This is a genomic window from Streptomyces sp. NPDC048349, from assembly GCF_040651925.1.
Taxonomy (GTDB): Bacteria; Actinomycetota; Actinomycetes; order Streptomycetales; family Streptomycetaceae; genus Streptomyces.
On sequence record NZ_JBEZLA010000041.1, the window covers coordinates 1 to 24884 of the forward strand.

The 24884-nt window shown below is 73.5% G+C and carries 19 protein-coding genes, 3 tRNA genes and 1 pseudogene; 14 read left to right on the forward strand and 9 right to left on the reverse strand.

The genetic code is table 11. From position 1 onward, the window contains the following. Window positions 1-90: 90 nt before the first annotated feature. Window positions 91-531, reverse strand: a complete 441-nt coding sequence (locus AB0D44_RS22080) for an Lrp/AsnC family transcriptional regulator (protein ID WP_362593616.1) — start codon at window positions 529-531, stop codon at window positions 91-93. Between the two features lie 69 nt (window positions 532-600). Here AB0D44_RS22080 and AB0D44_RS22085 point away from each other — a divergent pair, with 69 nt between their 5' ends. Further along, window positions 601-1272, forward strand: a complete 672-nt coding sequence (locus tag AB0D44_RS22085; RefSeq protein WP_362593619.1) for a LysE family transporter — start codon at window positions 601-603, stop codon at window positions 1270-1272. A 43-nt stretch (window positions 1273-1315) separates the two neighbouring features. Then, window positions 1316-2686, forward strand: a complete 1371-nt coding sequence (locus AB0D44_RS22090) for a carboxyl transferase domain-containing protein (RefSeq protein WP_362593622.1) — start codon at window positions 1316-1318, stop codon at window positions 2684-2686. A 31-nt stretch (window positions 2687-2717) separates the two neighbouring features. Here the strand turns inward: AB0D44_RS22090 and AB0D44_RS22095 are convergent, their stop codons facing one another. Beyond that, a complete protein-coding gene (locus AB0D44_RS22095; RefSeq protein ID WP_362593625.1) occupies window positions 2718-3980 on the reverse strand; it encodes an MFS transporter in 1263 nt (420 codons plus the stop codon). 214 nt (window positions 3981-4194) lie between these two features. On the opposite strand from AB0D44_RS22095, the gene AB0D44_RS22100 reads away from it, so the two are divergent. Beyond that, window positions 4195-5352, forward strand: a complete 1158-nt coding sequence (locus AB0D44_RS22100; protein WP_362593628.1) for a glutamate--cysteine ligase — start codon at window positions 4195-4197, stop codon at window positions 5350-5352. Window positions 5353-5457: 105 nt separating this feature from the next. Here the strand turns inward: AB0D44_RS22100 and AB0D44_RS22105 are convergent. From AB0D44_RS22105 to AB0D44_RS22115, 3 genes are all read right to left on the reverse strand, one after another. Next, window positions 5458-5531, reverse strand: a tRNA-Ile gene (locus tag AB0D44_RS22105). A 189-nt stretch (window positions 5532-5720) separates the two neighbouring features. Beyond that, window positions 5721-5793, reverse strand: a tRNA-Asn gene (locus AB0D44_RS22110). A 5-nt stretch (window positions 5794-5798) separates the two neighbouring features. Beyond that, window positions 5799-5871 (reverse strand) — tRNA-Asn (locus AB0D44_RS22115). 146 nt (window positions 5872-6017) lie between these two features. On the opposite strand from AB0D44_RS22115, the gene AB0D44_RS22120 reads away from it, so the two are divergent. The 4 genes from AB0D44_RS22120 (at window position 6018) to AB0D44_RS22135 (ending at window position 11756) form a co-directional block, all read left to right on the forward strand. Further along, window positions 6018-6320 (forward strand): YtxH domain-containing protein, encoded by a 303-nt coding sequence (locus AB0D44_RS22120; RefSeq protein ID WP_362593631.1) that lies wholly within the window; start codon window positions 6018-6020, stop codon window positions 6318-6320. A gap of 67 nt (window positions 6321-6387) precedes the next feature. Further along, window positions 6388-7854: an FGGY family carbohydrate kinase gene (locus tag AB0D44_RS22125; protein WP_362593633.1), complete on the forward strand. Its 1467-nt coding sequence runs from the start codon at window positions 6388-6390 to the stop codon at window positions 7852-7854. Window positions 7855-8103: 249 nt separating this feature from the next. Further along, window positions 8104-9837: an ABC transporter ATP-binding protein gene (locus AB0D44_RS22130; protein WP_362593635.1), complete on the forward strand. Its 1734-nt coding sequence runs from the start codon at window positions 8104-8106 to the stop codon at window positions 9835-9837. Next, window positions 9834-11756: an ABC transporter ATP-binding protein gene (locus AB0D44_RS22135; RefSeq protein ID WP_362593638.1), complete on the forward strand. Its 1923-nt coding sequence runs from the start codon at window positions 9834-9836 to the stop codon at window positions 11754-11756. Before AB0D44_RS22130 ends, AB0D44_RS22135 begins: the two co-directional genes overlap by 4 nt. A gap of 62 nt (window positions 11757-11818) precedes the next feature. Here AB0D44_RS22135 and AB0D44_RS22140 read toward each other — a convergent pair whose 3' ends face one another. Then, complete coding sequence (locus tag AB0D44_RS22140; protein WP_362593640.1) at window positions 11819-12910, reverse strand: RNA polymerase sigma factor; 1092 nt, start codon at window positions 12908-12910, stop codon at window positions 11819-11821. Between the two features lie 370 nt (window positions 12911-13280). Between AB0D44_RS22140 and AB0D44_RS22145 the strand changes: the two genes are divergently transcribed. After that, complete coding sequence (locus AB0D44_RS22145) at window positions 13281-13781, forward strand: hypothetical protein (protein WP_362593643.1); 501 nt, start codon at window positions 13281-13283, stop codon at window positions 13779-13781. On the opposite strand, the gene AB0D44_RS22150 is transcribed toward AB0D44_RS22145, so the two are convergent. Both AB0D44_RS22150 and AB0D44_RS22155 read right to left on the reverse strand, forming a co-directional pair. Further along, window positions 13782-15860: a molybdopterin oxidoreductase family protein gene (locus AB0D44_RS22150; RefSeq protein ID WP_362593644.1), complete on the reverse strand. Its 2079-nt coding sequence runs from the start codon at window positions 15858-15860 to the stop codon at window positions 13782-13784. Window positions 15861-16101: 241 nt separating this feature from the next. Beyond that, window positions 16102-16716, reverse strand: coding sequence for an ElyC/SanA/YdcF family protein (locus tag AB0D44_RS22155; RefSeq protein WP_362593762.1), 615 nt, complete (start codon window positions 16714-16716; stop codon window positions 16102-16104). A gap of 377 nt (window positions 16717-17093) precedes the next feature. On the opposite strand from AB0D44_RS22155, the pseudogene AB0D44_RS22160 reads away from it, so the two are divergent. The 4 genes and pseudogenes from AB0D44_RS22160 to dnaG all read left to right on the forward strand — a co-directional run bounded on the left by AB0D44_RS22160 (window position 17094) and on the right by dnaG (window position 22628). Further along, window positions 17094-17971: pseudogene (locus AB0D44_RS22160) on the forward strand (sirohydrochlorin chelatase). 36 nt (window positions 17972-18007) lie between these two features. Then, a complete protein-coding gene (locus tag AB0D44_RS22165) occupies window positions 18008-19324 on the forward strand; it encodes a deoxyguanosinetriphosphate triphosphohydrolase (RefSeq protein WP_362593647.1) in 1317 nt (438 codons plus the stop codon). A 93-nt stretch (window positions 19325-19417) separates the two neighbouring features. Continuing rightward, window positions 19418-20692, forward strand: a complete 1275-nt coding sequence (locus tag AB0D44_RS22170) for an FAD-dependent oxidoreductase (protein WP_362593649.1) — start codon at window positions 19418-19420, stop codon at window positions 20690-20692. 34 nt (window positions 20693-20726) lie between these two features. Continuing rightward, window positions 20727-22628 carry a DNA primase gene (gene dnaG, locus AB0D44_RS22175; protein ID WP_362593652.1) on the forward strand — a complete coding sequence of 634 codons (1902 nt, stop codon included), beginning with the start codon at window positions 20727-20729 and terminating at the stop codon, window positions 22626-22628. Between the two features lie 131 nt (window positions 22629-22759). On the opposite strand, the gene AB0D44_RS22180 is transcribed toward dnaG, so the two are convergent. Then, window positions 22760-23203 (reverse strand): gamma-glutamylcyclotransferase family protein, encoded by a 444-nt coding sequence (locus AB0D44_RS22180; RefSeq protein WP_362593655.1) that lies wholly within the window; start codon window positions 23201-23203, stop codon window positions 22760-22762. A 375-nt stretch (window positions 23204-23578) separates the two neighbouring features. Between AB0D44_RS22180 and AB0D44_RS22185 the strand changes: the two genes are divergently transcribed. Further along, on the forward strand, window positions 23579-24121 hold the full coding sequence (locus AB0D44_RS22185; protein ID WP_362593658.1) for a hypothetical protein: 543 nt from the start codon (window positions 23579-23581) through the stop codon (window positions 24119-24121). 130 nt (window positions 24122-24251) lie between these two features. Further along, window positions 24252-24878: a class F sortase gene (locus AB0D44_RS22190; RefSeq protein ID WP_362593660.1), complete on the forward strand. Its 627-nt coding sequence runs from the start codon at window positions 24252-24254 to the stop codon at window positions 24876-24878. The last annotated feature ends 6 nt before the right edge of the window (window positions 24879-24884 follow it).

The following is a 24884-nucleotide window of genomic DNA, read 5'->3' on the forward strand; positions in this document are numbered from 1 at the left end:
CCCCCGTACTGGACGTACTTGGGCTTTCGGCCGGTGCGGCGAGAGTGCGTGCCGGGCACCGCGACGCCGCGGACCTCCGTCAGACACCCCCTAGGGGTGGGGCGGCCTCGTGGCGGCGCGCAGGGCGATCCTGGTGTTGGACTGGGCCACCCCCGCCTCCCGCTTCAGCCGGCGCAGCAGGGCGTCGAGGGCCGCGGGATCGGCGGCCCGGGCCCGGACGAGGTAGTCGTGCTCGCCCGTCACGTGGACCACCTCGGCGATCCCCGGGAGCTTGGCGACCTGCCGTTCGAACTCCTCGTTGGTGGTGTCCTGGCGCAGGGTGACGTCGATGAACACCACGAGGCCGCCCGCGGTGTCGGCAGCCGGGTCGACCACGACGGTGAACGCGCGGATCACCCCGTCCCGGCGCATCCTGCGCACCCGGTCGGCGGTGGCGTTGGCGCTGAGGCCGACGCGGACTCCGAGGTCGCGGTACGAGATCCGTGCATCCTGCTGCAGGATGCCGAGGATTTCCCTGTCGAGGCGGTCCATCCCGCGATTCTCGCAGTCGGCGCCGATATGCGCGCCCGTCCGGCGGGCCGCGGGTCCGACCCTCCCCTCATGAGCGAACTGATGACACCGGCCCTGGCGGGCACCGCCGCCGGCCTGGGCGTGGCGATGCCGATGGGTGCGATGAGCGTGCTGCTGCTCCAGGAGGCGATGCGCCACCGCCGGACGGCGGTGGCGGCTGCCGCGGGCATCGCGGTGGTCGACCTCGGCTACGCGGCCCTGGCGACGGCCCTGGGACCCTGGGTGGCCTCGCACGTCTCCCCGGTCGAGGAGTGGGTGCGGCTGGCCTCGGCCCTGATCCTCCTGGCCATCGCGGCCCACGGCCTCACGAAGTCCCGCCCCCACGGCCCGTCGCCCCGCCCGGCCCCACCGCCGCTCGCGGCCGGGGCTCCGGGGCCGGGCCCCCATCCCCCGGCCGACCCCGGCTCCCGCCCGGTCCAGGCCTTCGCGCGGTATGTCGGTCTGACCGCGATCAACCCCACCACCGCCCTGTACTTCGCCGCCCTCACCACCGCTCAGGGACAGAGCCTGGGCACCGGCGCGGCCGCGGCCGCCTTCCTCATCGGAGTCGGCGCCGCGTCCCTCCTGTGGCAGCAGACCCTCGTCGCGTTCGGCGCCCTCGCCGGGAGCCGGATCTCCGGTGCCGCCCGCGTCTGGACCTTCCGCCTGGGCTACGGCCTGGTCGCCGCCTACGCCGTCGCGATCGCCCTGCCCCTCCCGTGAAACACCCCCTGGTCCTTCGGCGAACACCGCCTAGGGTGGCTCCGTGACGACCCGCCTCTCGGCCCGCGCGGCCATCGCCTCCGTGACCGACCCCGGCAGCTTCACCGAACTCCCCCCGCCCCCGCGGACGTCACCGGCCGACGGCCCCCTGGCCTGGACCGGCTACGACGCCTCCCGCGCCCGCGCCGAGGCACGCACCGGCGAGCGGGAGTCCGTCGTCACCGGCACCGCCCGCATCGGCGGCCGCCAAGCCGCGCTGATCTCCTTCGAGTTCGGCTTCCTCGGCGGTTCGCTGGGCGAACGCACCGGGGACCGGCTCGAAGCCGCGTACACCCACGCCCGCGAGCACGGCCTCCCGCTCGTCTCCCTGATCGCCACCGGCGGTTCCCGCATGCAGGAGGGGATGCTCGCGCTGACCCAGCTCCAGCGGGTGGCCCGGCAGTGCGTGCTGACCCGGGCCGCCGGGCTCCCCCAGATCGCCGTGCTGCGCGATCCGACCACCGGCGGCGGCTGGGCCACGCTCGGCGCCGGGGCCGACGTGGTTCTCGCGCTGCCCGGCGCCCAAATCGGCTTCGCCGGCTCCCGGGTGCGGCCGGCGGACGCGGACCCGGCGGCGTACTGCGCCGAGGGCCAGTACGCGGCGGGCCACGTGGACGCCGTCGTGCCCGCGGCGGAGCTTGCGGGGACGCTGTCCGACTGGCTGCGCGTTCTGACCGCGCCCCGCGCCGACGGTCCCGTCGAGCCCCCGGCCGCGCTGCCCCGCGGCCGCCTCCCGGCCGGGTCGGGCGACGTGCCGCCGCCCGCCACGGGCTGGGAGGCGGTCCTCCAGGCACGCCATCCGGACCGGCCGCGCGCCGAGGCCTACCTGGACGCGTACTTCGGCCTCCGGCTGCCCCTGTCCGGGGACCGGGCGGGCGGCACGGACCCCGGGATGCTGTGCGGATTCGGGCTGCGGGAGGGCCGGGCCGTGGCGTACGCCGCCCAGTGCGGCACCGCGACCCGCCCGGCGGGATACCGCACGGCCGCCCGCGTCATCCGCCTCGCGGACCGGCTCGGCGTGCCCGTGCTCACCCTGGTGGACACCCCGGGAGCGGCCAACGACGCCGCCGCCGAACACGCGGGCGCGGGCGCGGCCATCGCGGACGCCTTCGCCGCCCTGGCCGCGGCCACCGTCCCCGTCACCACCCTGCTGATCGGCGAGGGCGGCTCGGGCGGCGCCCTCGCCCTGGCGGCTCCCGGGAACACCTGGGTCACCCCGGACAGCTACTTCTCGGTCATCGCCCCCGAACTGGCGGCGGCCATCCTCAAGCGGCCTGTGGCGGACGCCCCCGCCACCGCGGACCAACTCCGCATCCGCCCCCAGGACCTGGTGGCCCTGGGCGTGGCCCGCGGCATCGTCACCCGCCGGACGTAGGCCCGTCACGGCCCTCGGACCGGTCCGCCGGTCAGGCCTGGGGCGTCCGCGCGTCGTACCGGGCGAAGCCCCGCCAGCGCAGTGCGAGCAGGCCCAGCACGAGCACGCAGGCAAGGCCGCCGCCGGTGATCGCCACGGCCGGGGAGGTCAGGTCCGCGGCGGTCCCGGCGAGGAAGTCCCCGAGCCGGGGCCCGCCCGCGACGACCACGATGAACACGCCCTGGAGGCGGCCGCGCATGTCGTCCGGGGTGGCCGCCTGGAGCATGGTGGTCCGGAACACCATCGAGATGGTGTCCGCGCATCCGGCCAGGGCCAGGAAGAGCAGCCCGAGCCACAGGTTCCGGGTGAGTCCGAAGACCGCGATGGCCAGCCCCCATGCGCCGACGGCGCACAGGATCGCCAGCCCGTGCCGGCGGATGCGGCCCTGCCAGCCGGAGAACAGTCCGCCGAGCAGCGCCCCGACGGCGGGCGCGGCCACGAGCAGGCCGACCGTCGTGGCGTCGCCGCCGTACCAGAGCACGGCGACGGCCGGGAACAGCGCCCTGGGGTGCGCCAGCACCATGGCCGCCATGTCGGAGAAGAAGGTCATCCGGATGTTGGGCCGGGTCCCGAGGAAACGCAGGCCGTCGACGACCGAGGCCCTCCCCCGCGTCCCCTGCGCACGGTCGGGCTTCATCGACGGCAGCCGCCACATCGCGTAGAGGGCGGCGAGGAAGGTCACGGCATCGATGAGGTACGCCGCCTGGTACCCCCACCAGCCGACGATCAGCCCGCCCAGCATCGGGCCCGCCATCGTCCCGGACGTCATCGTCACGGAGTTCAGCGCGTTGGCGGCGGGCAGCTGACCGGCCGGCAGCAGGCGGGGGATCATGGCGGACCTGGCCGGCCCGGACAGCGCCCCGCACACCGCCTGGAGCGCCACCACGGCGTACAGGAACCAGACGCGGTGGTAGTCGAGCAGCGCGGCGCCGGCGAGCGCGACCGACAGTCCGGCCGCACCCAGCGAGCTGTAGAGGCCGAGCTTGCGGCGGTCGACGGTGTCGGCGATGGCCCCGCCGTAGAGCCCGAAGGCGACGAGCGGGACGAGCGAGAACAGTCCGACGAGCCCGACGGAGAAGCTGGACCGGGTGATGTCGTAGACCTGGAGCGAGATCGCCAGGGCCGTCATCGCCTGGCCGACCCAGGAGATGGTGCCGCCCACCCACAGCCGCCGGTAGTCGCGGGAGGTGCGCAGGGGGGTCAGGTCGGCGAATATGCGCCGCTGCGGGCGTCGGGGGGAGGCGATGGGGGGCACAGCGGATGGTAACCGGCGGCTGCGGCGACCCCGGGGGATTTCTTTCGGTGTGCACGCACCGGCACCAGCCACCCCACCCGGACCCCCGGCCCCACACCGGACCGGTCCTTGCCGCTAACTCGCCACTATCGCCTGCTTTTTGACCGAATCGGCGTACGCTCCCCGACCGGTGTTCGGCTCATGATGAAAAGACTCGTATGTCCAGGGAGGCGTAGTGATCGAACCTGGCAACAGCACCACGAGCACGAGCACCGAGCAGAAGGCGGCGCACCCCGTCGCTCCCCTGACCGTCGGTGTCGAGGAGGAGTTCCTCCTCGTCGACGCCCGCACCTTCCGGGTGGTCCCCGCCGCCCCGCTCGTCCTGGCCACGGCCGGCGGGCTGCCGGGCGAGCTGCACCCCGAGGGCACCCGCTACCAGGTGGAGATCTCCACCCCGATCGCCCATTCGGCCGACTCGCTGCGCGAGGAGCTCGCCGTCCTGCGGCGCACGCTCGGCCGCGCCGCCCGCGCCCACGGCTGCCGCCTGCTGGCCGCCCCCTCCCCGGTCGTGGCCGTGGAGGGACCGCTGCACCTGACCGACGACGAGCCGCGCCAGCGCGAGCAGCACCGCCGCTTCGGCGCCCTCACCGACACGCTGGTGAGCTGCGGCCGCCACATCCACGTGGGCACCCTCGACGTGGACACGGCGGTTGCGGTGTCCAACCGGGTCAGACCATGGCTGCCGACGCTGATCGCGCTGGCCGCCAACTCGCCGTTCTGGGGCGGCCGCGACACCGGCCACGCCAGCTGGCGGGCGATGGCCTGGTCGGGCTGGCCCTCGGCGGGCCTGCCCCCGCACTTCACGTCCACGGCGCACTTCCGGCGCTCGGTGCAGACGCTGCTCGGCTCGGGCGCGGCGCTGGACACGAAGATGGTCTATTGGGACCTGCGCCCCTCGGGGCACTGGCCGACGCTCGAGATCCGCGCACCCGACATGTCCCCGTACCTCGACACGGCCGTCCTCCAGGCCGAGCTGGTCCGCGCGCTGGTGTCCACGGCGCTGCGGGAGATCGCCGAGCAGCGCCCCGATCCACCCGTACGGGACGACGTACTGCGCCTGGCGCGCTGGCGGGCGGCCCACGACGGCCTGGAGGGCTTCGGCCTCGACCCGTACACGGGCGCCGAACTCCCGGCGGCCGACCTCGCGGAGGCCCTGCTGGACCTGGTCGCCCCGGCCCTGGCCGCCTCCGGGGACCTCGACCACGCGGCCAAGACCCTGGCGGGCCTGCTCCGCGACGGCTCGGGCGCCCACCGCCAACGCGCCGCGTTCGCCCGCCGCCAGGACCTGACGGACGTACTGCGCCACCTCGCCGACGAAACGGAGAACTTCTAGCCCGGCACTGCGGCGCCCCGGCGCCCCGGCGCCCCCGGAATTCCAGCCCCTTCCGGAATACGCCAAAGCCGCAGGTGCGATCGTTTCTGCACCTGCGGCTCGCAGTGGGGCGGGTGGGACTCGAACCCACGGCCGACGGATTATGAGTCCGCTGCTCTAACCGGCTGAGCTACCGCCCCTTCACGGCGTGGCGCGTACACCTGTGCGCGCCGTCTGCCGCAGCATAGCCGCTCATACGATCTCCTGCCTCGGATGCCCCGCATGATCGGCTTCGCTGTTCAGAGAGACCGCGCTGACGGCTGCCCGGTTCCAGGACGGGGCCACAAAAGAGGAGAAGAGGACCCACCAGGGCCCTCTTCTCCTCGTTGCTCCCCCGGCTGGACTCGAACCAGCAACCCTCCGGTTAACAGCCGAATGCTCTGCCAATTGAGCTACAGGGGATCGCGCTCCCCCGACTGGACTCGAACCAGTAACCTGCCGGTTAACAGCCGGCTGCTCTGCCAATTGAGCTACAGGGGATTGCTGCGGTGCATCGAACGGCCCACCTCCGGCCTTGCCGGGGGGCGAGCGCCCGTTGCGAGTCATAGATTAGCGCAAGCAGGGGGGTGCTCCGCCAATCGGTATCGGCAGCAGGCCGGGCACCTACACGACGAAGGGTGACAGGCATGCGGTACAAGGTCACGTTCGCGGTCGGACTGGCCCTCGGGTACGTCCTCGGGACCCGGGCCGGGCGCGAGCGCTACGAGTCACTGAAGAAGTCCGTACGGGAGATCTCCCAGAACCCGGCGGTGCGCAACGCCGCCGAGTCCGCCGGGCAGACCGGCCGCCAGTTCGCGGGGAAGGCCTTCACCGCGGTGAGCGACAAGGTCGGCGACGTCGTGCCCGCATCACTGGCCGGGCGGGTACGGGGACTGCGCGACCGGGTCGGGAGCGGCGGCGAGGACGACTGGGGCACCAGCAACACCTGAGACGTACAGGGCGTCCGAGGCGTCCGAGGCGGAGGAGACCGGCCCGGCGTGCGGCAGAATTCATCGCATGGGGATAGTCGCCGGGCTGGACAGCTCTTCCGCCTTCACTCGCATCGTCGTCTGCGACACCGAGACCGGTGCCGTGCTGCGCCAGGGGTACGCGCTCCATCCGCAGCCCACGGGGGAACCCGACGGCACGAGCCCCCACGAGACCGATCCGCAGGCCTGGCTGCTCTCGCTCGGCGAGGCCGCCGGCGGCGGGCTCCTCGAAGGGGTCCAGGCCATCGGGGTCTCCGCGCAGCAGCACGGCCTGCTGCCGCTCGACTCGCAGGGCGGACTCGTCCGCCCCGCCCTGGTCGGCAACGACAAGCGCGGACAGGTCGCCGCGGCCGACCTCGTCGACGCCTTCGGCGGCCGGCAGGCGTGGGCCGAGGCGGTGGGCTCGGTCCCGCACGCCGCCCAGCCGCTGGCGAAGCTGGCCTGGCTGGCCCGCACCGAGCCCGAGGCCGCCCGCCGGGTGGCCGTGGTGATGTCCCCGCACGACTGGCTGGTCTGGCAGCTGCTGGGCCGGCCCGCCCGCCGGACCACCGACCGGGGCGGCGCCTCCGGCACCGGCTACTGGTCGGCGGCCACCGGCTCCTGGCGGCCCGACCTGGTCGAGCTGGCGCTCGGGCACATGGCCCTGCTGCCCGAGGTGCTGGGACCGGCGGAAGCCGCCGGGACCACGCCCGAAGGGCTCCTGATATCGGCCGGCACCGGCGAGACGATGGCCGCCGCGCTCGGGCTGGGGCTCGGCCCCGGCGACGCGGTGGTCTCGCTGGGTGCCTCCGGTTCCGTGATGGCGGTGCACCACGAGGCCCTGTCGGAGCCGGGCGGCCTGATCACCTCGCTGGCCGACGCCACCGGCATGCACCTGCCGGTCGTCAACACCTCCAATGCCGTACGGGCCCTGCGCGGCACCGCCGAGATGCTCGGCACCGACCTGGAGGGGCTGTCCGACCTCGCGCTGAAGTCGACGCCCGGCGCGCACGGCCTGGTGCTCCTGCCGTACCTGGAGGGCGAGCGGACGCCGAACCTCCCGCACACCGCCGGGACCCTGTCCGGGCTGCGCCGGGACTCGATGAAGCCGGAGCACCTGGCGCGGGCGGCCTTCGAGGGCATGCTGTGCGGGCTGGTGGACGCCCTCGACGTCCTGCGCTCGCGCGGGGTGGAGATCCGCCGGGTGTTCCTGCTGGGCGCGGCGGCGGAGCTGCCCGCCGTGCAGGCCGCGGCGCCGGGGCTGTTCGGGACGCAGGTCGTCGTCCCCGCGCCGGCCGACTACGCGGCGCTGGGCGCGGCGCGCCAGGCGGCGTGGGCGCTCGGCGTGGCGCAGGGCACGCTGGCGCCGCACACCCCGCCGGTCTGGCCGGCCCCGGCGGCGCAGGTGTTCGAGCCGGGTGAGGAGTTCCCCGCCTGGCAGGCCGTGCGCCAGCAGTACGTGGCGACGCGGGAGCAGATCCACCCCGGCGCGTTCCAGGTGCCCGGCGCGTTCTAGACCCGGCGCGTTCCGGGCCCCGGCGCGTTCCGTGGCCGGGGCGCCTTCCAGGCCCCCGGCGTCTTCCGGGACCCGGGCGTCTGCCAGGCCCGGGCGCCTGCCAGGCCCGGGCGCCGGCGCGTTCTAGGTCCGGCGTCCCAGGGCGGTCTACTCCTTTTGACCGGCCTTTGCGAAAACTGCTGGGGATGGGGCACCCGGTTGGCAGAAGATGGGGTGAACCCCCTCGATCATGCCGACCGGAGCCTGCGCGTGCTCATACGACTTCTGCGGACCCATCTGGGTCCGTACCGCAAACCCATTGCCGTGCTGGTGCTGCTGCAACTGCTCCAGACCAGTGCCAGCCTCTACCTCCCCACCCTCAACGCGGACATCATTGACAACGGTGTCGTCCACGGTGACACCGGCTACATCCTGCGCTTCGGCGCGCTGATGCTCGGTGTCTCGCTCGTCCAGCTGGTCTGCAACGTCGGGGCCATCTACTACGGCGCGCGCACGGCGGCGGCCTTCGGCCGGGACGTGCGCGCCGCGGTCTTCGACCGCGTGCAGAGCTTCTCGGCGAGGGAGCTGGGCCAGTTCGGCGCCCCGTCGCTGATCACCCGTACGACGAACGACGTCCAGCAGGTCCAGATGCTGGTGCTGATGACCTTCACGCTGATGGTCTCGGCGCCGATCATGTGCGTCGGCGGCATCGCGATGGCGCTGTCGCTGGACGTGAAGCTGTCGGGCGTGCTGCTCGCCGTGGTTCCCGTGCTCGGCGTCTCGGTCGGTGCGATCGTCTACAGGACGCGGCCGCTGTTCCGCACGATGCAGGAGCGCCTGGACACCGTGAACCGGGTGCTGCGCGAGCAGATCACCGGCAACCGGGTGATCCGCGCCTTCGTCCGCGACGACTACGAGAAGGACCGCTTCCGGGACGCCAACGCCGACCTGACCGGCGTCTCGCTGGCCACCGGCAAGCTGCTGGCGTACATGTTCCCGACCGTCATCGTGGTCGTGAACGTCTCCAGCGTCGCCGTCATCTGGTTCGGTGCGATGCGGGTCGACAGCGGCGACATGGAGGTCGGCCAGCTGACGGCCTTCCTGGCCTACCTGATGCAGATCGTCATGTCCGTGATGATGGCCACCTTCATGTTCATGATGGTGCCGCGCGCCGAGGTCTGCGCCGAGCGCATCCAGGAGGTCCTGGACACCGCTTCCAGCGTGGTCCCGCCCGCCGACCCGGTGCGCGAGCTGACCCGGAGCGGGCGCCTGGAGCTGCGCGGCGCCGACTTCCGCTATCCCGGCGCCGAGGCCCCGGTGCTGCGCGGGATCGACCTGGTGGCCCGTCCCGGCGAGACCACGGCCGTCATCGGCTCCACCGGAAGCGGCAAGTCCACGCTGCTGGGCCTGGTTCCGCGGCTGTTCGACGCGACCGGCGGCGAGGTGCTGGTCAACGGGGAGGACGTACGGCGGCTCGATCCGGACCTGCTCGCCAAAACGGTCGGCCTGGTTCCGCAGAAGCCGTACCTGTTCTCCGGAACCGTCGCCTCCAACCTGCGCTACGGGCGCCCGGACGCGACCGACGAAGAGCTGTGGCAGGCGCTGGAGGTGGCCCAGGCCAGGGAGTTCGTCTCCGCGCTGGAAGGCGGTCTGGAGGCGCCCGTCACCCAGGGCGGAACCAACGTCTCCGGCGGGCAGCGCCAGCGCCTGGCCATCGCCCGCACCCTGGTGCAGCGCCCGGAGATCTACCTCTTCGACGACTCCTTCTCGGCCCTGGACTACGCGACGGACGCGGCGCTGCGCGCGGCGCTCGCCCGCGAGACCGAGGACGCGACCGTGGTGATCGTCGCCCAGCGGGTCTCCACGATCCGCGACGCCGACCGGATCATCGTCCTGGACGAGGGCCAGGTCGTGGGGGAAGGGCGCCACCACGAGCTGATGGCCGGCAACGAGACCTACCGGGAGATCGTGCTCTCCCAGCTGACGGAGGCGGAGGCCGCATGAGCGGGCCCGGAGGACGGATGATGGCGGGACCGGCCCAGCGGTCCATGGATTTCAAGGGGTCGGGCAAGCGGCTGCTCGGCCAGCTCGCGCAGGACCGGGCCAGGCTGTGGGGCATGGTCCTGGCCGTCGTGGGAAGCGTCGGCTGCGCGGTCGTCGGCCCGAAGATCCTGGGCGAGGCCACCGACCTGGTCTTCGCGGGGATCGTCGGACGGCAGCTGCCGGACGGCCTGACCAAGCAGCAGGCACTGGAAGGGCTGCGCGCCAAGGGCCAGGACGGCATGGCCGACATGCTCTCCGGGACCGACTTCACCCCGGGCCGGGGCATCGACTTCGGCGCGGTCGGGGGCGTGGCGATCTGGGCGCTGGTGGTCTTCACCCTCGCCGGACTGCTGATGCTGGTCGCCACCCGGCTGTCGAACCACGTCATGAACGGCACGCTCTACCGGATGCGCGAGGAGCTGCAGGCGAAGCTGTCGCGGCTGCCGCTGTCGTACTTCGACCGGCAGAAGCGCGGCGAGGTGCTCAGCCGGGCCACCAACGACATCGACAACATCGGCCAGACGCTCCAGCAGACGATGGGCCAGCTGCTGAACTCGCTGCTGACCATCGTGGGCGTGCTCGCGATGATGTTCTGGATCTCGCCGCTGCTGGCGCTGGTCGCGCTGGTGACCGTGCCGATCTCGGTCTTCGCCGCGGCGAAGATCGGCAAGAAGTCGCAGCCGCAGTTCGTGGCGCAGTGGAAGAACACCGGCGCGCTCAACGCGCACATCGAGGAGATGTACTCGGGCCACGCGCTGGTCAAGGTCTTCGGCCGGCAGCGGGAGTCCGCGGCCGTCTTCGCCGAGCAGAACGAGGCGCTGTACCGGGCCTCCTTCAAGGCGCAGCTGGTCAGCGGCATCATGCAGCCGGTGATGTTCTTCATATCGAACATCAACTACGTGCTGATCGCGGTGGTGGGCGGGCTGCGGGTCGCCTCGGGCACCCTGTCGATCGGTGACGTGCAGGCCTTCATCCAGTACTCGCGCCAGTTCTCGATGCCGCTGACGCAGGTCGCCACGATGGCCAACCTCATCCAGTCCGGCGTCGCCTCGGCGGAGCGGGTCTACGAGCTGCTGGACGCGGAGGAGCAGGAGCCGGACGCGAAGCTTCCGCAGCGCCCGGAGGCCGTGCGCGGCCAGGTCACCCTCGACAAGGTGGCCTTCCGTTACGAGCCGGACAAGCCGCTCATCGACAACCTGTCGCTGAGCGTCGAGCCCGGGCACACGGTCGCGATCGTCGGCCCGACGGGCGCGGGCAAGACCACGCTGGTCAACCTGCTGATGCGGTTCTACGAGGTCACGGGCGGCCAGATCGCCCTGGACGGGGTGGACATCGCGAAGATGACGCGCGAGGAACTGCGCGGCTCCATCGGCATGGTGCTCCAGGACACCTGGCTGTTCGGCGGCACCATCGCGGAGAACATCGCCTACGGCGCCTCGCGCGAGGTCACGCGCGCCGAGATCGAGGAGGCGGCGCGGGCGGCCCACGCGGACCGCTTCATCCGCACCCTGCCGGACGGCTACGACACCGTCCTGGACGACGAGGGCGCCGGGGTCAGCGCGGGTGAGAAGCAGCTGATCACCATCGCCCGGGCGTTCCTCTCGGACCCGGTGATCCTCGTCCTCGACGAGGCGACGAGCTCGGTGGACACCCGTACCGAGGTGCTGATCCAGAAGGCGATGGCGCGCCTGGCGCACGGCCGTACGTCCTTCGTGATCGCGCACCGGCTGTCCACGATCCGCGACGCGGACGTGATCCTGGTGATGGAGAACGGATCGATCGTCGAACAGGGCACGCACGAGGAGCTGTTGGCGTCGGGCGGCGCGTACGCACGGCTGTACGCGGCGCAGTTCGCGCAGGCGGTGGCCGAGGTCGATTAGCCGTCGGCGGCCGGCGGTGGGGTGGGGGCGTCCTCCGGGGCGCCCCCTTCCGGTGTCCCGCCTCAGTCCAGGTAGCCCCGCAGCTGGTCGGCGAAGGCGTGGTCGCGCAGCTTGTTGAGGGTTTTGGACTCGATCTGGCGGATCCGCTCGCGCGTCACGCCGAAGATCCGGCCGATCTCCTCCAGGGTGCGCGGGCGCCCGTCGTCGAGCCCGTAGCGCAGTTGGACGACCTTGCGCTCGCGCTCGCCGAGGGTCGACAGCACGGCTTCCAGGTGCTCGCGGAGCAGGAAGAACGCGGCGGATTCCACGGGCGAGGCGGCGTCGCCGTCCTCGATGAGGTCGCCGAGCGCGACGTCCTCCTCCTCGCCGACCGGGGCGTGCAGGGAGACCGGCTCCTGGGCGAGGCGCAGCACCTCGAGGACCCGCTCGGGGGTCAGTTCCAGGTGGGCGGCGACCTCTTCGGCGGTGGGCTCGTAGCCGCGTTCCTGGAGCATGCGGCGCTGTACGCGCACGACGCGGTTGATCAGCTCGACGACGTGGACGGGGACGCGGATGGTCCGGGCCTGGTCGGCGAGGGCCCGGGACATCGCCTGCCGGATCCACCAGGTGGCGTACGTGGAGAACTTGAACCCGCGGGCGTAGTCGAACTTCTCGACGGCCCGGATGAGCCCGAGGTTCCCCTCCTGTACGAGGTCGAGCATGGTGAGCCCGCGGCCCACGTAGCGCTTCGCGACGGAGACGACGAGGCGCAGGTTCGACTCGATGAGCCGGCGTTTGGCCATCCGCCCCATGACGACGAGTTTGTCGAGGTCGAAGGCGAGCTGGGAGTCGAGGTCCGGGGTGCCGGCGAGCTTCTCCTCGGCGAACAGGCCCGCTTCGACGCGTCGCGCGAGGTCGACCTCCTCGGCGGCGGTGAGCAGCGGGATCCTGCCTATCTCGCGCAGGTACTGCCGGAACAGGTCGGCGGAGGGACCCGCCGCCGCGCCCCCGCTGTCCACGCGCTTGCGCGGGGCCGGCACCTGCTGGATCTGTTCGATCTGCTCGACCAGGTCGAGGGGCTCTGGCTCGTCGTCCATGGCCTCGGCCTCGGGATCGGGCTGATCGGTCACGGTCAGGGTCAGGGTGACGGTCGGGGGCTGCGTCTGGGTCTGCACGGGGGCGACCTCCAGGGGTCCGAGGACTCAGGCACCGCAACTCAGTGTGGGGTACGACACATCACTGTCACGAGGGGCGTGCGAGCACTTTCTGAGTCCGGTGCGTGACCGGATGGTTACCCGCGGGGGACCCTGCCGAAGCGGTCCGCACCCATGTCCGATCCCGCCGCCGCGGCGGGCCCGTTCGCCGTCGACGGGTGGCGGAGCCGGACCGGTGCGATGCTGACAGCACGGCTGACGTCGAAGCCGCAGAGCCGGCCACCGGCCCGAACCGCGGGGGTGTCCCGTGTCGCATCCGCATCAGCCCCCTGGATGGCAGCGCCGGGACGGCGGTCCCCCGGCCGGCCCCCTCACACCGCCGCCCCCGTCCGTGAAGAGGCGCAAAGTCGCCCTGGGCGTCGTCCTCGGCGCCGTCGGTGCGCTGGTGCTGGTGGTCGTCGCCGGTCTGCTGGCCACCCTCGGCACGGACGGCGGCGGGGGCACGAAGGACCGGGAGAGCGCGCCGGCGGCGACGCCCCGCGCCGGGACGGATTCGCCGCGGGCGCCCGCTTCCCAGGCGCCCGCCTCCCAGGCGTCACCGGGCCCCGATCCGGGGCCGGCCGGCGACGTGCGGATCACCTCGTGCGGGGTGGACCCGACCACGCACTGGCCGTCGGCCAAGCTGACGATCACCAACCGCAGCAGTAAGACCAGTACGTACCTCGTCGGCGTCGAGTTCCTCGGCGCGTCGGGCGTCCGGCTCGCCGAGGGCGCGGCCCTCAGCAACGACCTCGCCCCCGGTCAGCGGGCGGAGGCGACCGCCGGCGCCCTCGATCAGGTGCGGGAACGGGTCACCTGCAGGGTGACGAAGGTGAACCGCTTCGCGTCCTGATCAGGCCGGCTCGACGCGGACCGCGCAGACCTTGAACTCCGGCATGCGGGAGACCGGGTCCAGTGCGGGGTTGGTCAGGGTGTTGGCGCGGCCCTCGCCCGGCCAGTGGAAGGGCATGAAGACGGTGTCGGCGCGGATGGTGTCCGTGATGCGGGCCGGGGCCACGGCCCGGCCGCGGCGGGAGACCACCGCCAGCGGGCTGCCGTCGACGGCGCCGAGGCGGGCGGCGAGCCGCGGGTGGAGTTCCACGAAGGGGCCGGGGGCGGCCGCGTTGAGCTCCTCGACGCGGCGCGTCTGGGCGCCGGACTGGTACTGGGCGACCACGCGGCCGGTGGTGAGGAGGAGCGGGTACTGCGCGTCGGGGACCTCGGCGGCGTCGCGGTGGGTGACGGGGACGAAGCGGGCCAGGCCGTCGTCGGTGGCGAAGCGGTCCAGGAAGAGGCGGGGCGTGCCGGCCGAGCCGTCCGGGCAGGGCCAGAAGACGCCTTGTTCGGCCTCGATTCGGGCGTAGCTGATGCCCGAGTAGTCCGCCGGGCCGCCGGCGGAGGCGCGGCGCAGTTCGTCGAAGACCTCCTCCGGGGCGGTGGGGAAGCCCTTTTCGACACCGAGGCGGCCGGCAAGGCCGTGCAGCACCTCCAGGTCGGTGCGGACTCCGGCCGGCGGGGTGAGGGCGCGTCGGCGGAGCAGGACGCGGCCCTCCAGGTTGGTGGTGGTGCCGGTCTCCTCAGCCCACTGGGTGACCGGAAGGACCACGTCCGCCAGGGCCGCGGTCTCGGAGAGGACCACGTCGGCCACCGCGAGGAAGTCCAGGGAGCGGATGCGGTCCTCGATGTGGGCGGCGCGGGGGGCCGAGACCACCGGGTTGGAGCCCATGAGGAGCAGGGCGCGGACATCGGTGCCGAGGGCGTCGAGGAGCTCGTACGCACTGCGGCCGGGGCCGGGGAGGGTGGCGGGGTCGACGCCCCAGACCCCTGCCACGTGCGCCCGGGCCTCCGGGTCCGTCAGCTTGCGGTAGCCGGGGAGCTGGTCGGCCTTCTGGCCGTGCTCGCGGCCGCCCTGGCCGTTGCCCTGGCCGGTGAGGCAGCCGTAGCCGGAGAGCGGGCGGCCGGCCCGGCCGGTGGCCAGGCACAGGTTGATCCAGGCGCCGACGGTGTCGGTGCCCTTGGACTGCTGCTCCGGCCCGCGGGCGGTGAGGACCATCGCGGAGGAGGGTGCGCAGAACATGTCCACGGCCTCGCGGAGCCTGGGCACGGGGACGCCGGTGATGCGTTCCACCAGCTCGGGCCAGTGGGCCATGGCGGCGGCCCGGGCCGCCTCCCAGCCGCTGGTCCGCTCCGCGATGAACTCCTCGTCCGTGCGCCCCTCGGCGACGACGAGGTGCAACATGCCGAGGGCGAGCGCGAGGTCGGTGCCGGGCCGCGGGGCGAGGTGCAGGTCGGCCTGCTCCGCGGTGCGGGTGCGGCGGGGATCGATGACGATCAGGGTGCCGCCGTTCTCCTTCAGCTCGGTGAGGTAGCGCAGGGCGGGCGGCATGGTCTCGGCGAGGTTCGAGCCGACGAGGATCACGCAACCGGTGCGGGGGATGTCCTCCAGCGGAAAGGGCAGGCCCCGGTCGAGGCCGAAGGCGCGCTGGTGCGCGGCGGCGGCCGAGGACATGCAGAAGCGGCCGTTGTAGTCGATCTGCGAGGTGCGCAGGGCGACCCGGGCGAACTTGCCGAGCGCGTACGCCTTTTCGTTGGTGAGCCCGCCGCCGCCGAACACACCGACCGCGTCCGGCCCGTGGGCCCGGCCCGTGCGGGCGAGGCCCTCGGCGACCTTGTCGAGGGCCTCCTCCCAGGTGGCCGGTTCGAGCCGCCCTGCGTGGGTGCGGACGAGCGGGCCGGTCAGGCGTACCCGGGAGGAGAGCACGGCGGGGGCGGTACGGCCCTTGCCGCACAGCGCGCCCCGGTTGACGGGGAAGTCCGCCCGTTCCTCCACCGCGACACCGTCGCCGCCCGGTTCGGGGCGAAGGTTCATACCGCACTGCAGCGCGCAGTACGGACAGTGCGTGGCGGTGGCGGCTGCTTCCGGGGTGTGCATAGGGCCCAGCCTGCGACGGCGGTGTTACACGGGCCGCCGCCCCGCGTTACAAGTCGGCCTGCTCCGCCTCAGCACCGCCCGTCCTCGCCTGTGAGGCCCGAGCCCCGCAGGTTCGGCGGACGGTCCGGGGATCACTGATGACGACGACCTTGCCGCTGAGGTCCACCACGGCCACGTTTCCCACCCCTGACACCCGTACGGACCGACTTGTACAGGCCTCATCGGCATGGCTGACGCCGCGTCAGCCCGTCGGAGTCCCCAGCGCCCGCGACACCCCGTGCTCCTTCGGTCCCAGGAAGTGCGGATCGGGCTTGAAGGCCGCGTCCAGTGCCGCCTTGCCGGCCGCGAAGACCTCGCGGGTCCCGCCGTAGTACCAGGTGGCGTCGTGCTCATCGGGCACCCCGACCCCGTACGAGTCCACGCCCGCCGCCTGGCACAGGGCGACGGCCCTGCGTATGTGGAAGCCCTGGCTGATCAGCACGGCCCGGTCGACCCCGAATATCTGCTTGGCCCGGGCGCACGAGTCCCACGTGTCGAAGCCCGCGAAGTCGCTGACGATCCGGTCGTCCGGCACCCCGTGCCCGGTCAGGTACCGGCGCATCGCGTCGGGCTCGTCGTACTCCTTGCGGCTGTTGTCCCCGGTGACCAGCACGACCTTCACCTTGCCCGCGCGGTACAGCTCGGCGGCGGCATCGAGGCGGGTGGCCAGGTAGGGGGTCGGCCGGCCGTTCCACAGCCCCGCCCCGAACACCACGGCCACCTCGGCGGAGGGCGCCTCGGCCGTGGTCCGGAGCCGGTCCGCTGCCGCCGCGTGCGTCCACGCCGAGGGCAGCAGCGCCAGCGCGCAGCCCGCCATCACGAGCTGCACGGCTCTGCGCCGCGCCCGCAGACCACGCGGCAGCCCCGGCCGCCGGCCCGCCACGGCCCGGGCCCCCGCCCGCGCCACCGCTCTCACCCGCGCTGCCGCCGCACCCGCCCGCTCCGCGGACCGGGCCGCCACCCGCGCCCGGCCGTCCTTCTTGATGACCGCTTCAACGACCGCCTTCATGACCGCCCCCTCGCACCCCGCGCCTCACACCTCGTTCGCACGGATTGACGAGCGGGCCCGGCCCCCCAGTTCCGCCTCCCGACCTCTTCACTCGCACGGATGAACGAGCGGAAAGGTGAGCACCCGGAAAACACCCGTCACCCCGGCGCAACGCGGCGGCAACCTGCGGCGCGCAGGATCGGTTCATGACGGAGCCGGTGCACCCTCCCGACACCCCGCCCCTCCCCTTCGGCAGCGCCGCCGAACTGCTGACCCGGATCACCGCCCAACTCGGCACGCAGCTCAGCGGCGTGCGCCCGCCGCGCGCCCGGCCCCACGGAGCCCACCCATGCAGCAGCCCGCCCTCGTCGCCGTGGCCCACGGCAGTCGCGACCCGCACGCCCTCCACACCGCCCTCGCCCTCCTCGAAAGGGTCCGCGAACTCCGCCCCCGGCTCGAGGTCCGGCTCGGGCACATCGAGCTGAACCCGCCGCTGCTCGGCGACGCCCTGCAGGAGCTGAGCGGCGAGGCCGTCCTCGTCCCGCTGCTCCTCGGCCGCGGCCACCACGTCAAACGCGATCTCCCCGCCGCGGCCGCCGCCGCCCCGCACCTGCGGGCCGCCGTCGCCGCGCCCCTGGGCCCGCACCCGCTGCTCGTCGAGGCCCTGTACGAACGCCTCCTGGAGGCGGGCTGGGGCTCCGGCCGCGACGGGAGTACGGCCGTGGTGCTCGCCGCGGCCGGCTCCCGCGATCCCGAGTCCGCCGCCGACACCCGCCGCACCGCCGCCCTGCTCGCCGAGCGCCTCGGCGGCGTCCCGGTCGTCCCGGCCTACGCCTCCGCCGCCTCCCCCACCGTCCCCGAGGCCGTACGCACCCTGGCCGCCCGTGGTCACCACCGGCCGGCCGTGGCCTCGTACTTCGCCGCGCCCGGCCGGTTCGCCGCCCAGGCCGCCGCGGCCGCGCCCGCCGTCGCCGCCGCACCCCTGGGCGACCACCCCGCGCTGGCCCGCCTCGTGCTCCACCGCTACGACCGTGCGCTCGCCCTGCCCCGCAACGCCGAACGGCCGGAACTTCTCTCCGCCTGATCCCGGTTTGTCAGAGGTTCCGGTTACCGTCTCTTCATGGAAGGCACCGCGCACGCCCCGGCAGACGACCTGTACGACCACACCGCCACCGAGCGCTGGGCCGCCGAGCCGGACAAGCGGCCCGGGCGGACCGCCTTCCAGCGCGACCGCGCCCGCGTGCTGCACTCCGCCGCCCTGCGCCGCCTCGCCGGAAAGACCCAGGTGGTCACCCCCGGCACCCGCTCCTACGACTGGGACGCGAGTCCCCGTACCCGCCTGACGCACTCCCTGGAGTGCGCCCAGGTCGGCCGGGAGCTCGGCGCCGCGCTCGGGTGCGACCCCGACCTGGTCGAGGCCGCCTGCCTGTCCCACGACATGGGGCACCCGCCCTTCGGCCACAACGGCGAGGAGGCGCTCAACGAGTTCGCCAAGGACTGCGGCGGATTCGAGGGCAACGCCCAGTCGCTGCGCCTGCTGACCCGGCTGGAGCCCAAGCGGTTCGTGCCCGACCCCGCGAGCGGCGAACTCGTCAGCGTCGGGCTCAACCTCACCCGGGCCTGCCTGGACGCCGCCACCAAGTACCCGTGGGCCCGCGGGAACCACCCCACCGACCCCGGCTCGGTGAAGTTCGGCGCCTACGAGGACGACCTGCCGGTCTTCGAGTGGCTGCGGCTCGGCGCGCCCGCGGACCGCAAGTGCTTCGAGGCCCAGGTCATGGACTGGGCGGACGACGTCGCCTACTCCGTCCACGACTTCGAGGACGGGCTGCACGCCGGCCACCTCGACCCCAACCTCCTCTTCGCCGAACCGGAGCGCACCGCGATCTGGCGGGTCGCCATCGGCCGCTACGTGCCCGCCGACACCGCGCCGGAGGAGCTGCGGGCCGCCCTCGACCGGCTGATGGAGCAGGAGTGGTGGCCGCACGGGTACGACGGCTCGGCCGTGGCCCAGGCCCGCCTGAAGGACGCGACCAGCCAGCTCATCGGCCGTTTCTGCCTGGCCGCCGAGGGCGCGACCCGCGAGGCGTACGGCTCCGGCCGCCTCGCCCGGTACGGGGCCGAGCTCGTGGTCCCGCGCGAGGCGCGCAACGAGTGCGCCGTCCTCAAGGCGGTCGCCGACCTGTACGTCATGCAGCGCGACGAGCAGGAGCGGATCCGCGCCGACCAGCGCATCGTCCTGGCCGAACTCGCGGAGGCGCTCAGCGCCCGCGCGCCCGAGGGCCTGGATCCGCAGTTCCGGGCCGTCTTCGACGCGGCGCCGGACGACAAGGCCAGGAAACGGGCGGTCATCGACCAGATCGCGTCCCTGACCGACGCGTCCGCCCGTTCCCTGCACGCACGCCTCACCCGGCGCACGCGACGCGCCGACGGGTGAGCTGATCGGGCCACTCCCCCTTCACGCGGCAGGCTCATTGCGGGACGCTCGCATGTGGTCGCATGTGGCGGAGAGGTTATGAGGAGGCATCAGGTGGTCGACGCACACCGGACGTTCGTCATCGTGGGCGCGGGACTGGCCGGGGCAAAAGCGGCCGAAACGCTGAGGTCGGAGGGGTTCACGGGGCGGGTGATCCTGATCGGCGACGAGCGCGACCATCCCTACGAACGACCGCCCCTGTCCAAGGGGTACCTGATGGGCAAGGACGACCGCGACAGCGTCTTCGTCCACGAGCCGTCCTGGTACGCGGCCTCCGACGTCGAGCTGCACCTGGGCCAGCCCGCCGTCCACCTGGACCGGGACGCCAAGAAGGTGGTCCTCGGCGACGGCACCGCCCTGCACTACGACAAGCTGCTGCTGGCCACCGGCGCCGAGCCGCGCCGCCTGGACATCCCGGGCACGGGCCTGGCCGGGGTGCACCACCTGCGCCGGCTCGCGCACGCCGAGCGGCTGCGGGGCGTCCTGGCCGGGCTCGGCCGGGACAACGGCCACCTGCTGATCGCGGGCGCCGGATGGATCGGCCTGGAGGTCGCCGCGGCGGCCCGCGGCTACGGCGCGGAGGTCACCGTCATCGAGCCCGAGCCGACCCCGCTGCACGCGGTGCTCGGTCCGGAGATCGGCCGGCTCTTCGCGGACCTGCACGCCGCACACGGGGTGCGGTTCCACTTCGGCGCGCGGCTGACCGAGATCGTCGGCCAGGACGGCATGGTGCTGGCCGCCCGTACGGACGACGGGGAGGAGCACCCGGCGCACGCCGTGCTCGCGGCGATCGGGGCCGCGCCGCGCACCGCGCTCGCCGAGACCTCCGGGCTGGCGCTGGTCGACCGGGAGCACGGGGGCGGCATCGCGGTGGACGCCTCGCTGCGCACCTCCGACCCGGACGTCTTCGCCGTCGGGGACGTGGCCGCCGCCCACCACCCGGTGCTGGGGACCCGGCTGCGGGTCGAGCACTGGGCCAATGCCCTCAACGGGGGCCCGGCCGCCGCCCGGGCGATGCTGGGGCAGGAGGTCGCGTACGACCGGGTGCCGTACTTCTTCTCCGACCAGTACGACGTGGGCCTGGAGTACTCGGGCTACGCCCCGCCCGGCGGCTACGACCAGGTGCTGATCCGCGGGGACGCGGGCAAGCGGGAGTTCATCGCCTTCTGGCTCTCGGAAGGGCGGGTGCTCGCGGGAATGAACGTGAACGTGTGGGACGTCACCGAGCACATCCAGGCCCTGATCAGGTCAAAGGAGCCGGTGGACCGCGAGAAACTGGCGGATCCTGCGGTTCCGCTCCAGGAGCTGTCGGCGGCTGAGGGGGCCTGACGGGTTTGTCGGCGTGCGGCCGTAGACTTCACGCGTGGCAGGACGGATCAACGACGACGACGTGAAGGCGGTACGGGACGCGGTCCCGATCGACGCCGTGGTCTCCGACTACCTCCAGCTGCGCAACGCGGGCGGCGGCAACCTCAAGGGCCTGTGCCCCTTCCACGACGAGAAGTCCCCGTCCTTCCAGGTCAGCCCCAGCAAGGGTCTCTACCACTGCTTCGGCTGCCAGGCGGGCGGGGACACCCTCGACTTCATCATGAAGATCGACCACCTCTCCTTCTCGGAGGCGGTCGAGCGCCTGGCCGGCCAGGCCGGCATCACCCTGCGGTACGAGGAGGGCGGCTACACCGCCGGCACCAGCGGCCGCGGCGAGCGGATCCGCCTGGTCGAGGCGCACAAGGCGGCCGCCCAGTTCTACGTCGACCAGCTGGGCAGCCCCGAGGCCGAGATCGGCCGCAAGTTCCTGGCCGAGCGCGGCTTCGACCAGGCGGCCGCCGCGCACTTCAGCGTGGGCTACAGCCCGGCCGGCTGGGACCACCTGACCCGTTTCCTGCGCGGCAAGGGCTTCACCGACAAGGAGCTGATCACCTCCGGGCTCGCCCAGGACAGCCGCAGCGGCAAGCCCATCGACCGCTTCCGCGGCCGGCTGATGTGGCCGATCCGCGACATCAGCGGCGAGGTGGTCGGCTTCGGCGCGCGCAAGCTGCGCGACGACGACAACGGGCCCAAGTACCTGAACACGCCCGAGACCGCGATCTACAAGAAGTCCCAGGTGCTGTACGGCATCGACCTGGCGAAGAAGGAGATCGCGAAGACCTCCCGGGCCGTGGTCGTCGAGGGCTACACGGACGTGATGGCCTGCCACATGGCCGGGGTGACCACCGCGATCGCCACCTGCGGCACCGCCTTCGGCGGGGACCACATCAAGATCCTGCGGCGGCTGCTGATGGACAACGCCACCGCCGAGGTGATCTTCACCTTCGACGGTGACGCAGCCGGCCAGAAGGCGGCCCTGCGCGCCTTCGAGGACGACCAGAAGTTCGCCGCCGAGACCTCGATCGCGATCACCCCGGGCGGTATGGACCCCTGCGACCTGCGCTTGGCCCAGGGGGACGCGGCCGTCGCGGGTCTCGTGGAGTCCAGGACCCCGCTCTTCGAGTTCGCCCTGCGCCACATCGTCGCCCGGCACAACCTGGAGAACCCGGCGGGCCGCGCGGCGGCGCTGGACGAGGCCGCTCCGGTCGTCGCCCACATCAAGAACATCGCGATCCAGCACGAGTCCGCCGTCCAGCTCGCGGGCATGCTGGGCATCCGCGACGAACAGTTCGTGGTCAAGCGCGTCGCGCAGCTGGCGCGCTGGGCCCGCGAGCGCGGCGGCCAGCCCCCGCAGCAGGGCAGGGGCCGCCCGTCCTACGAGGCCGCCCCCGCGCCCGCCGCCCAGCCGGGCGGCGGGCCCGCGCTGAACCTGCGCAGCCCGGCCCACCGCACGGAGCGCGAGCTGCTGAAGCTGGCCCTGCAGCGCCCGGCCCTGGTGTCCCCGGCGTTCGACGCCTACGGGATCGACGAGTTCACCGCCCCGCCCTACGCGGCGGTCCGCCAGGCCATCCAGGACGCCGGCGGCGCCTCGCTCGGCACCGAGGACTACCTGGCCCGCGTACGCGAAGCTGCCCCCAACGACACCGTCCGCGCGCTCGTCACCGAGCTGGCGGTCGAGGCCATCCACGCCAAGACGGTGGACGAGATGTACGCGGGGGTCCAGCTGGTCCAGGTGCGGCTGCGCGCCGTCGACCGCCGGGTCCACGAGGTCCAGGGCACGCTGTCCCGGCTGGGCCCGCAGGCCCCGCCGGAGCAACTGGCCGCGGTCCAGGAGGAGCTGTGGGTGCTCCAGCAGTACGGCCAGCGGCTGCGCAACCGCGGCGCCGAGGGGCTGTAGCGGTCGCGCCGGCGCGGCGTCGAGGTTCGAGGTGTCGAGCTGGAGCGGTGCAGCGCCGTAGTGCCGTAGTGCCGTAGTGCCGTAGTGCCGTAGTGCCGTAGTGCCGTAGTGCCGTAGTGCCGTGGCGACGGTCAGCGCCCCAGCCAGTCGCCGCCCGGTATCCCGGTGCCCGAGGCGCGCAGGTCGCGGGCGAGCAGCGGTGACGCCAGGTAGACCCATGCGCGGACCGGGGTGCCGTCGGCACGCAGGGCCTCGCGCGCGATCCGGTCGTAGACGTTGCCCGGGCGGCCCGGGCCGCCGTACTCCTCCAGCACGTCCAGCGCGGCCAGCAGCTCCCCGTACGCCCCCGGCGCCGCCGTGATCAGCTCCCCGACCACGACCGAGCCCGGGCAGTCCACCGCGTACGGATAGCCGGGGCCGTCGTACAGCGCCGCGTCCGGGAGGCTCGCGGGCTCCTCCGCCACCGTGCGGCCGCGCAGGAACAGGTCGTGGTTGACCTCACCCGGCCGCAGCGTCCCGTAGACGAAGAACGGCAGCGGAGCGGCCGGGTCTTGTGGCCGAACGACCGATGTCACGGGGGCCCTCCCTGGGGTACGGCGGAACACTCCGCAGACCGGGGCCAAGGTGCCGGCCTGCCTGCGCCCCACCACCGTACGCACCGCGGTCACACGACCTCCCGGCGGCCGTGACGTGATCGGCGCGCGGGCGGCGTTCGAGAACCCGCGCCCTCGGGCGCCGCGACCGCGGTGGTCCCCCGCCGGCCCGCCGGCTCTCCCCCGCGGTCACCCGGACGGCCAAGGCGGCCCGGATGGCCGTATCAGGGGCTTTGACCTGCACAAACCGTGGGTCGAGGGGGTGTTCGCCGGGGAACCTGACGGGACATCAGCAGGCGAGCAGCGGGCGGTCCGGGTTACCTCGGAAGCACGACCCCGTGTCTCCAGGGAGTTCCCATGCGTCGACGTACAGCCCATGCGCTGACTGCCGCCGCGATGACCTGCGCCGCTTTCGCCGGCCCGGTCGCCGGTGCGGTGGCCGCCGCGGAACTCGGCATGGTGAGCTTCGCGCCCGGCGACTTCGCCGCGCTGGAGGTGTGGCCGAAGTCCGCCGCCCCGGGCGCCACCGTCACCGTGAACACCACGGCCTGCGGACACGGCAGCCGTGCCGAGGGCGATGCCACCACGGTGGGAGGCGGCCGCTTCAAGCTGGTTCCGGGCACGCACAAGGAGGTCGTCGTGGGGCAGTTCCAGGTCGCCCGCGACACCCGCCCCGGCACCTACGGCATCGGGGCGACCTGCGCGAACGGCAAGTTCGCCACGGGCGACCTGGTCGTCACCGAACGCGGCCCGCAGGGCCACGTCCACACCGGGGTGGGCGGTGGCACGACCACCACCGCCGACCCCGCCAGGATCGCGGCGGGAGCGGCAGTGCTGGCCGCGACCGCCGTCGGCGGTACCTGGCTCCTGCGTCGCCGGGCGAGCGGCACGCGGAGCTGACGGACGCCCACCGCGGCTCCGGCCGCGGTCCGACCGGTACCGTCCCCCGTCGCCCGCCCCGCGAGGTCCCCCCGTTCGCGGGGCCGGGCGACGGCCAGTCACCCCGAAACGGAAAGCCGAGGGGGAACGCATGGGTGGCGATTTCCGCGGAGCCCGCCACGGAGGCCTCCTGGCCCTCGCCGCCTGTGTCGGCATCTGGCTCGTCACCAGCGGCTCCCGGGAGCCCGTCGGGCCCCCGCTGCCCTCCCCCGCCGAGGCGCTGACCGCCGCCGGGGCCACGGGCCCCGGCATCGCGCCGCTGCCCGGATCGCCGCCCACCCGGATCAAGATCCCCGCGATCCACGTCGACGCTCCGCTGACCGGGCTCGGCCTGCAGCCGGGCGGCAGCCTCGAAGTGCCGCCGCCCGGCCGGCGGGACCTGGCCGGCTGGTACCGCGACGGGACCACCCCGGGCGCCACCGGCACCGCCGTCATCGCGGGGCACGTGGACGACGCCGCCGGGCCGGGGGTCTTCTACCACCTGGGCGCCCTGCGCCGCGGGGCCGCCGTCGAGATCCCGCGGGCCGACGGCCGTACCGCCGTGTTCACGGTGCACGCGGTCGAGGTCTACGACGCCAAGGCCTTTCCCGACACCCGCGTGTACGGTCCTTCGGCGCGCGCCGAGCTGCGGGTGATCACCTGTGGCGGGGGCTTCTCGCCGCGTACGGGCTACCGGGGCAACGTGGTCGTGTTCGCCCACCTCACCGGGACGTACTAGAGCCGC

What these genes read in the sequence shown, in the direction of transcription:
- AB0D44_RS22185 (WP_362593658.1), top strand. Translation starts at nt 23,579, where the DNA reads ATGCGTCGACGTACAGCCCATGCGCTGACTGCCGCCGCGATGACCTGC.
- AB0D44_RS22150 (WP_362593644.1), bottom strand. Translation starts at nt 15,860, where the DNA reads ATGCACACCCCGGAAGCAGCCGCCACCGCCACGCACTGTCCGTACTGC.
- AB0D44_RS22155 (WP_362593762.1), bottom strand. Translation starts at nt 16,716, where the DNA reads ATGGCGGGCTGCGCGCTGGCGCTGCTGCCCTCGGCGTGGACGCACGCG.
- AB0D44_RS22120 (WP_362593631.1), top strand. Translation starts at nt 6,018, where the DNA reads ATGCGGTACAAGGTCACGTTCGCGGTCGGACTGGCCCTCGGGTACGTC.
- AB0D44_RS22135 (WP_362593638.1), top strand. Translation starts at nt 9,834, where the DNA reads ATGAGCGGGCCCGGAGGACGGATGATGGCGGGACCGGCCCAGCGGTCC.
- AB0D44_RS22190 (WP_362593660.1), top strand. Translation starts at nt 24,252, where the DNA reads ATGGGTGGCGATTTCCGCGGAGCCCGCCACGGAGGCCTCCTGGCCCTC.
- AB0D44_RS22085 (WP_362593619.1), top strand. Translation starts at nt 601, where the DNA reads ATGAGCGAACTGATGACACCGGCCCTGGCGGGCACCGCCGCCGGCCTG.
- AB0D44_RS22080 (WP_362593616.1), bottom strand. Translation starts at nt 531, where the DNA reads ATGGACCGCCTCGACAGGGAAATCCTCGGCATCCTGCAGCAGGATGCA.
- AB0D44_RS22165 (WP_362593647.1), top strand. Translation starts at nt 18,008, where the DNA reads ATGGAAGGCACCGCGCACGCCCCGGCAGACGACCTGTACGACCACACC.
- AB0D44_RS22125 (WP_362593633.1), top strand. Translation starts at nt 6,388, where the DNA reads ATGGGGATAGTCGCCGGGCTGGACAGCTCTTCCGCCTTCACTCGCATC.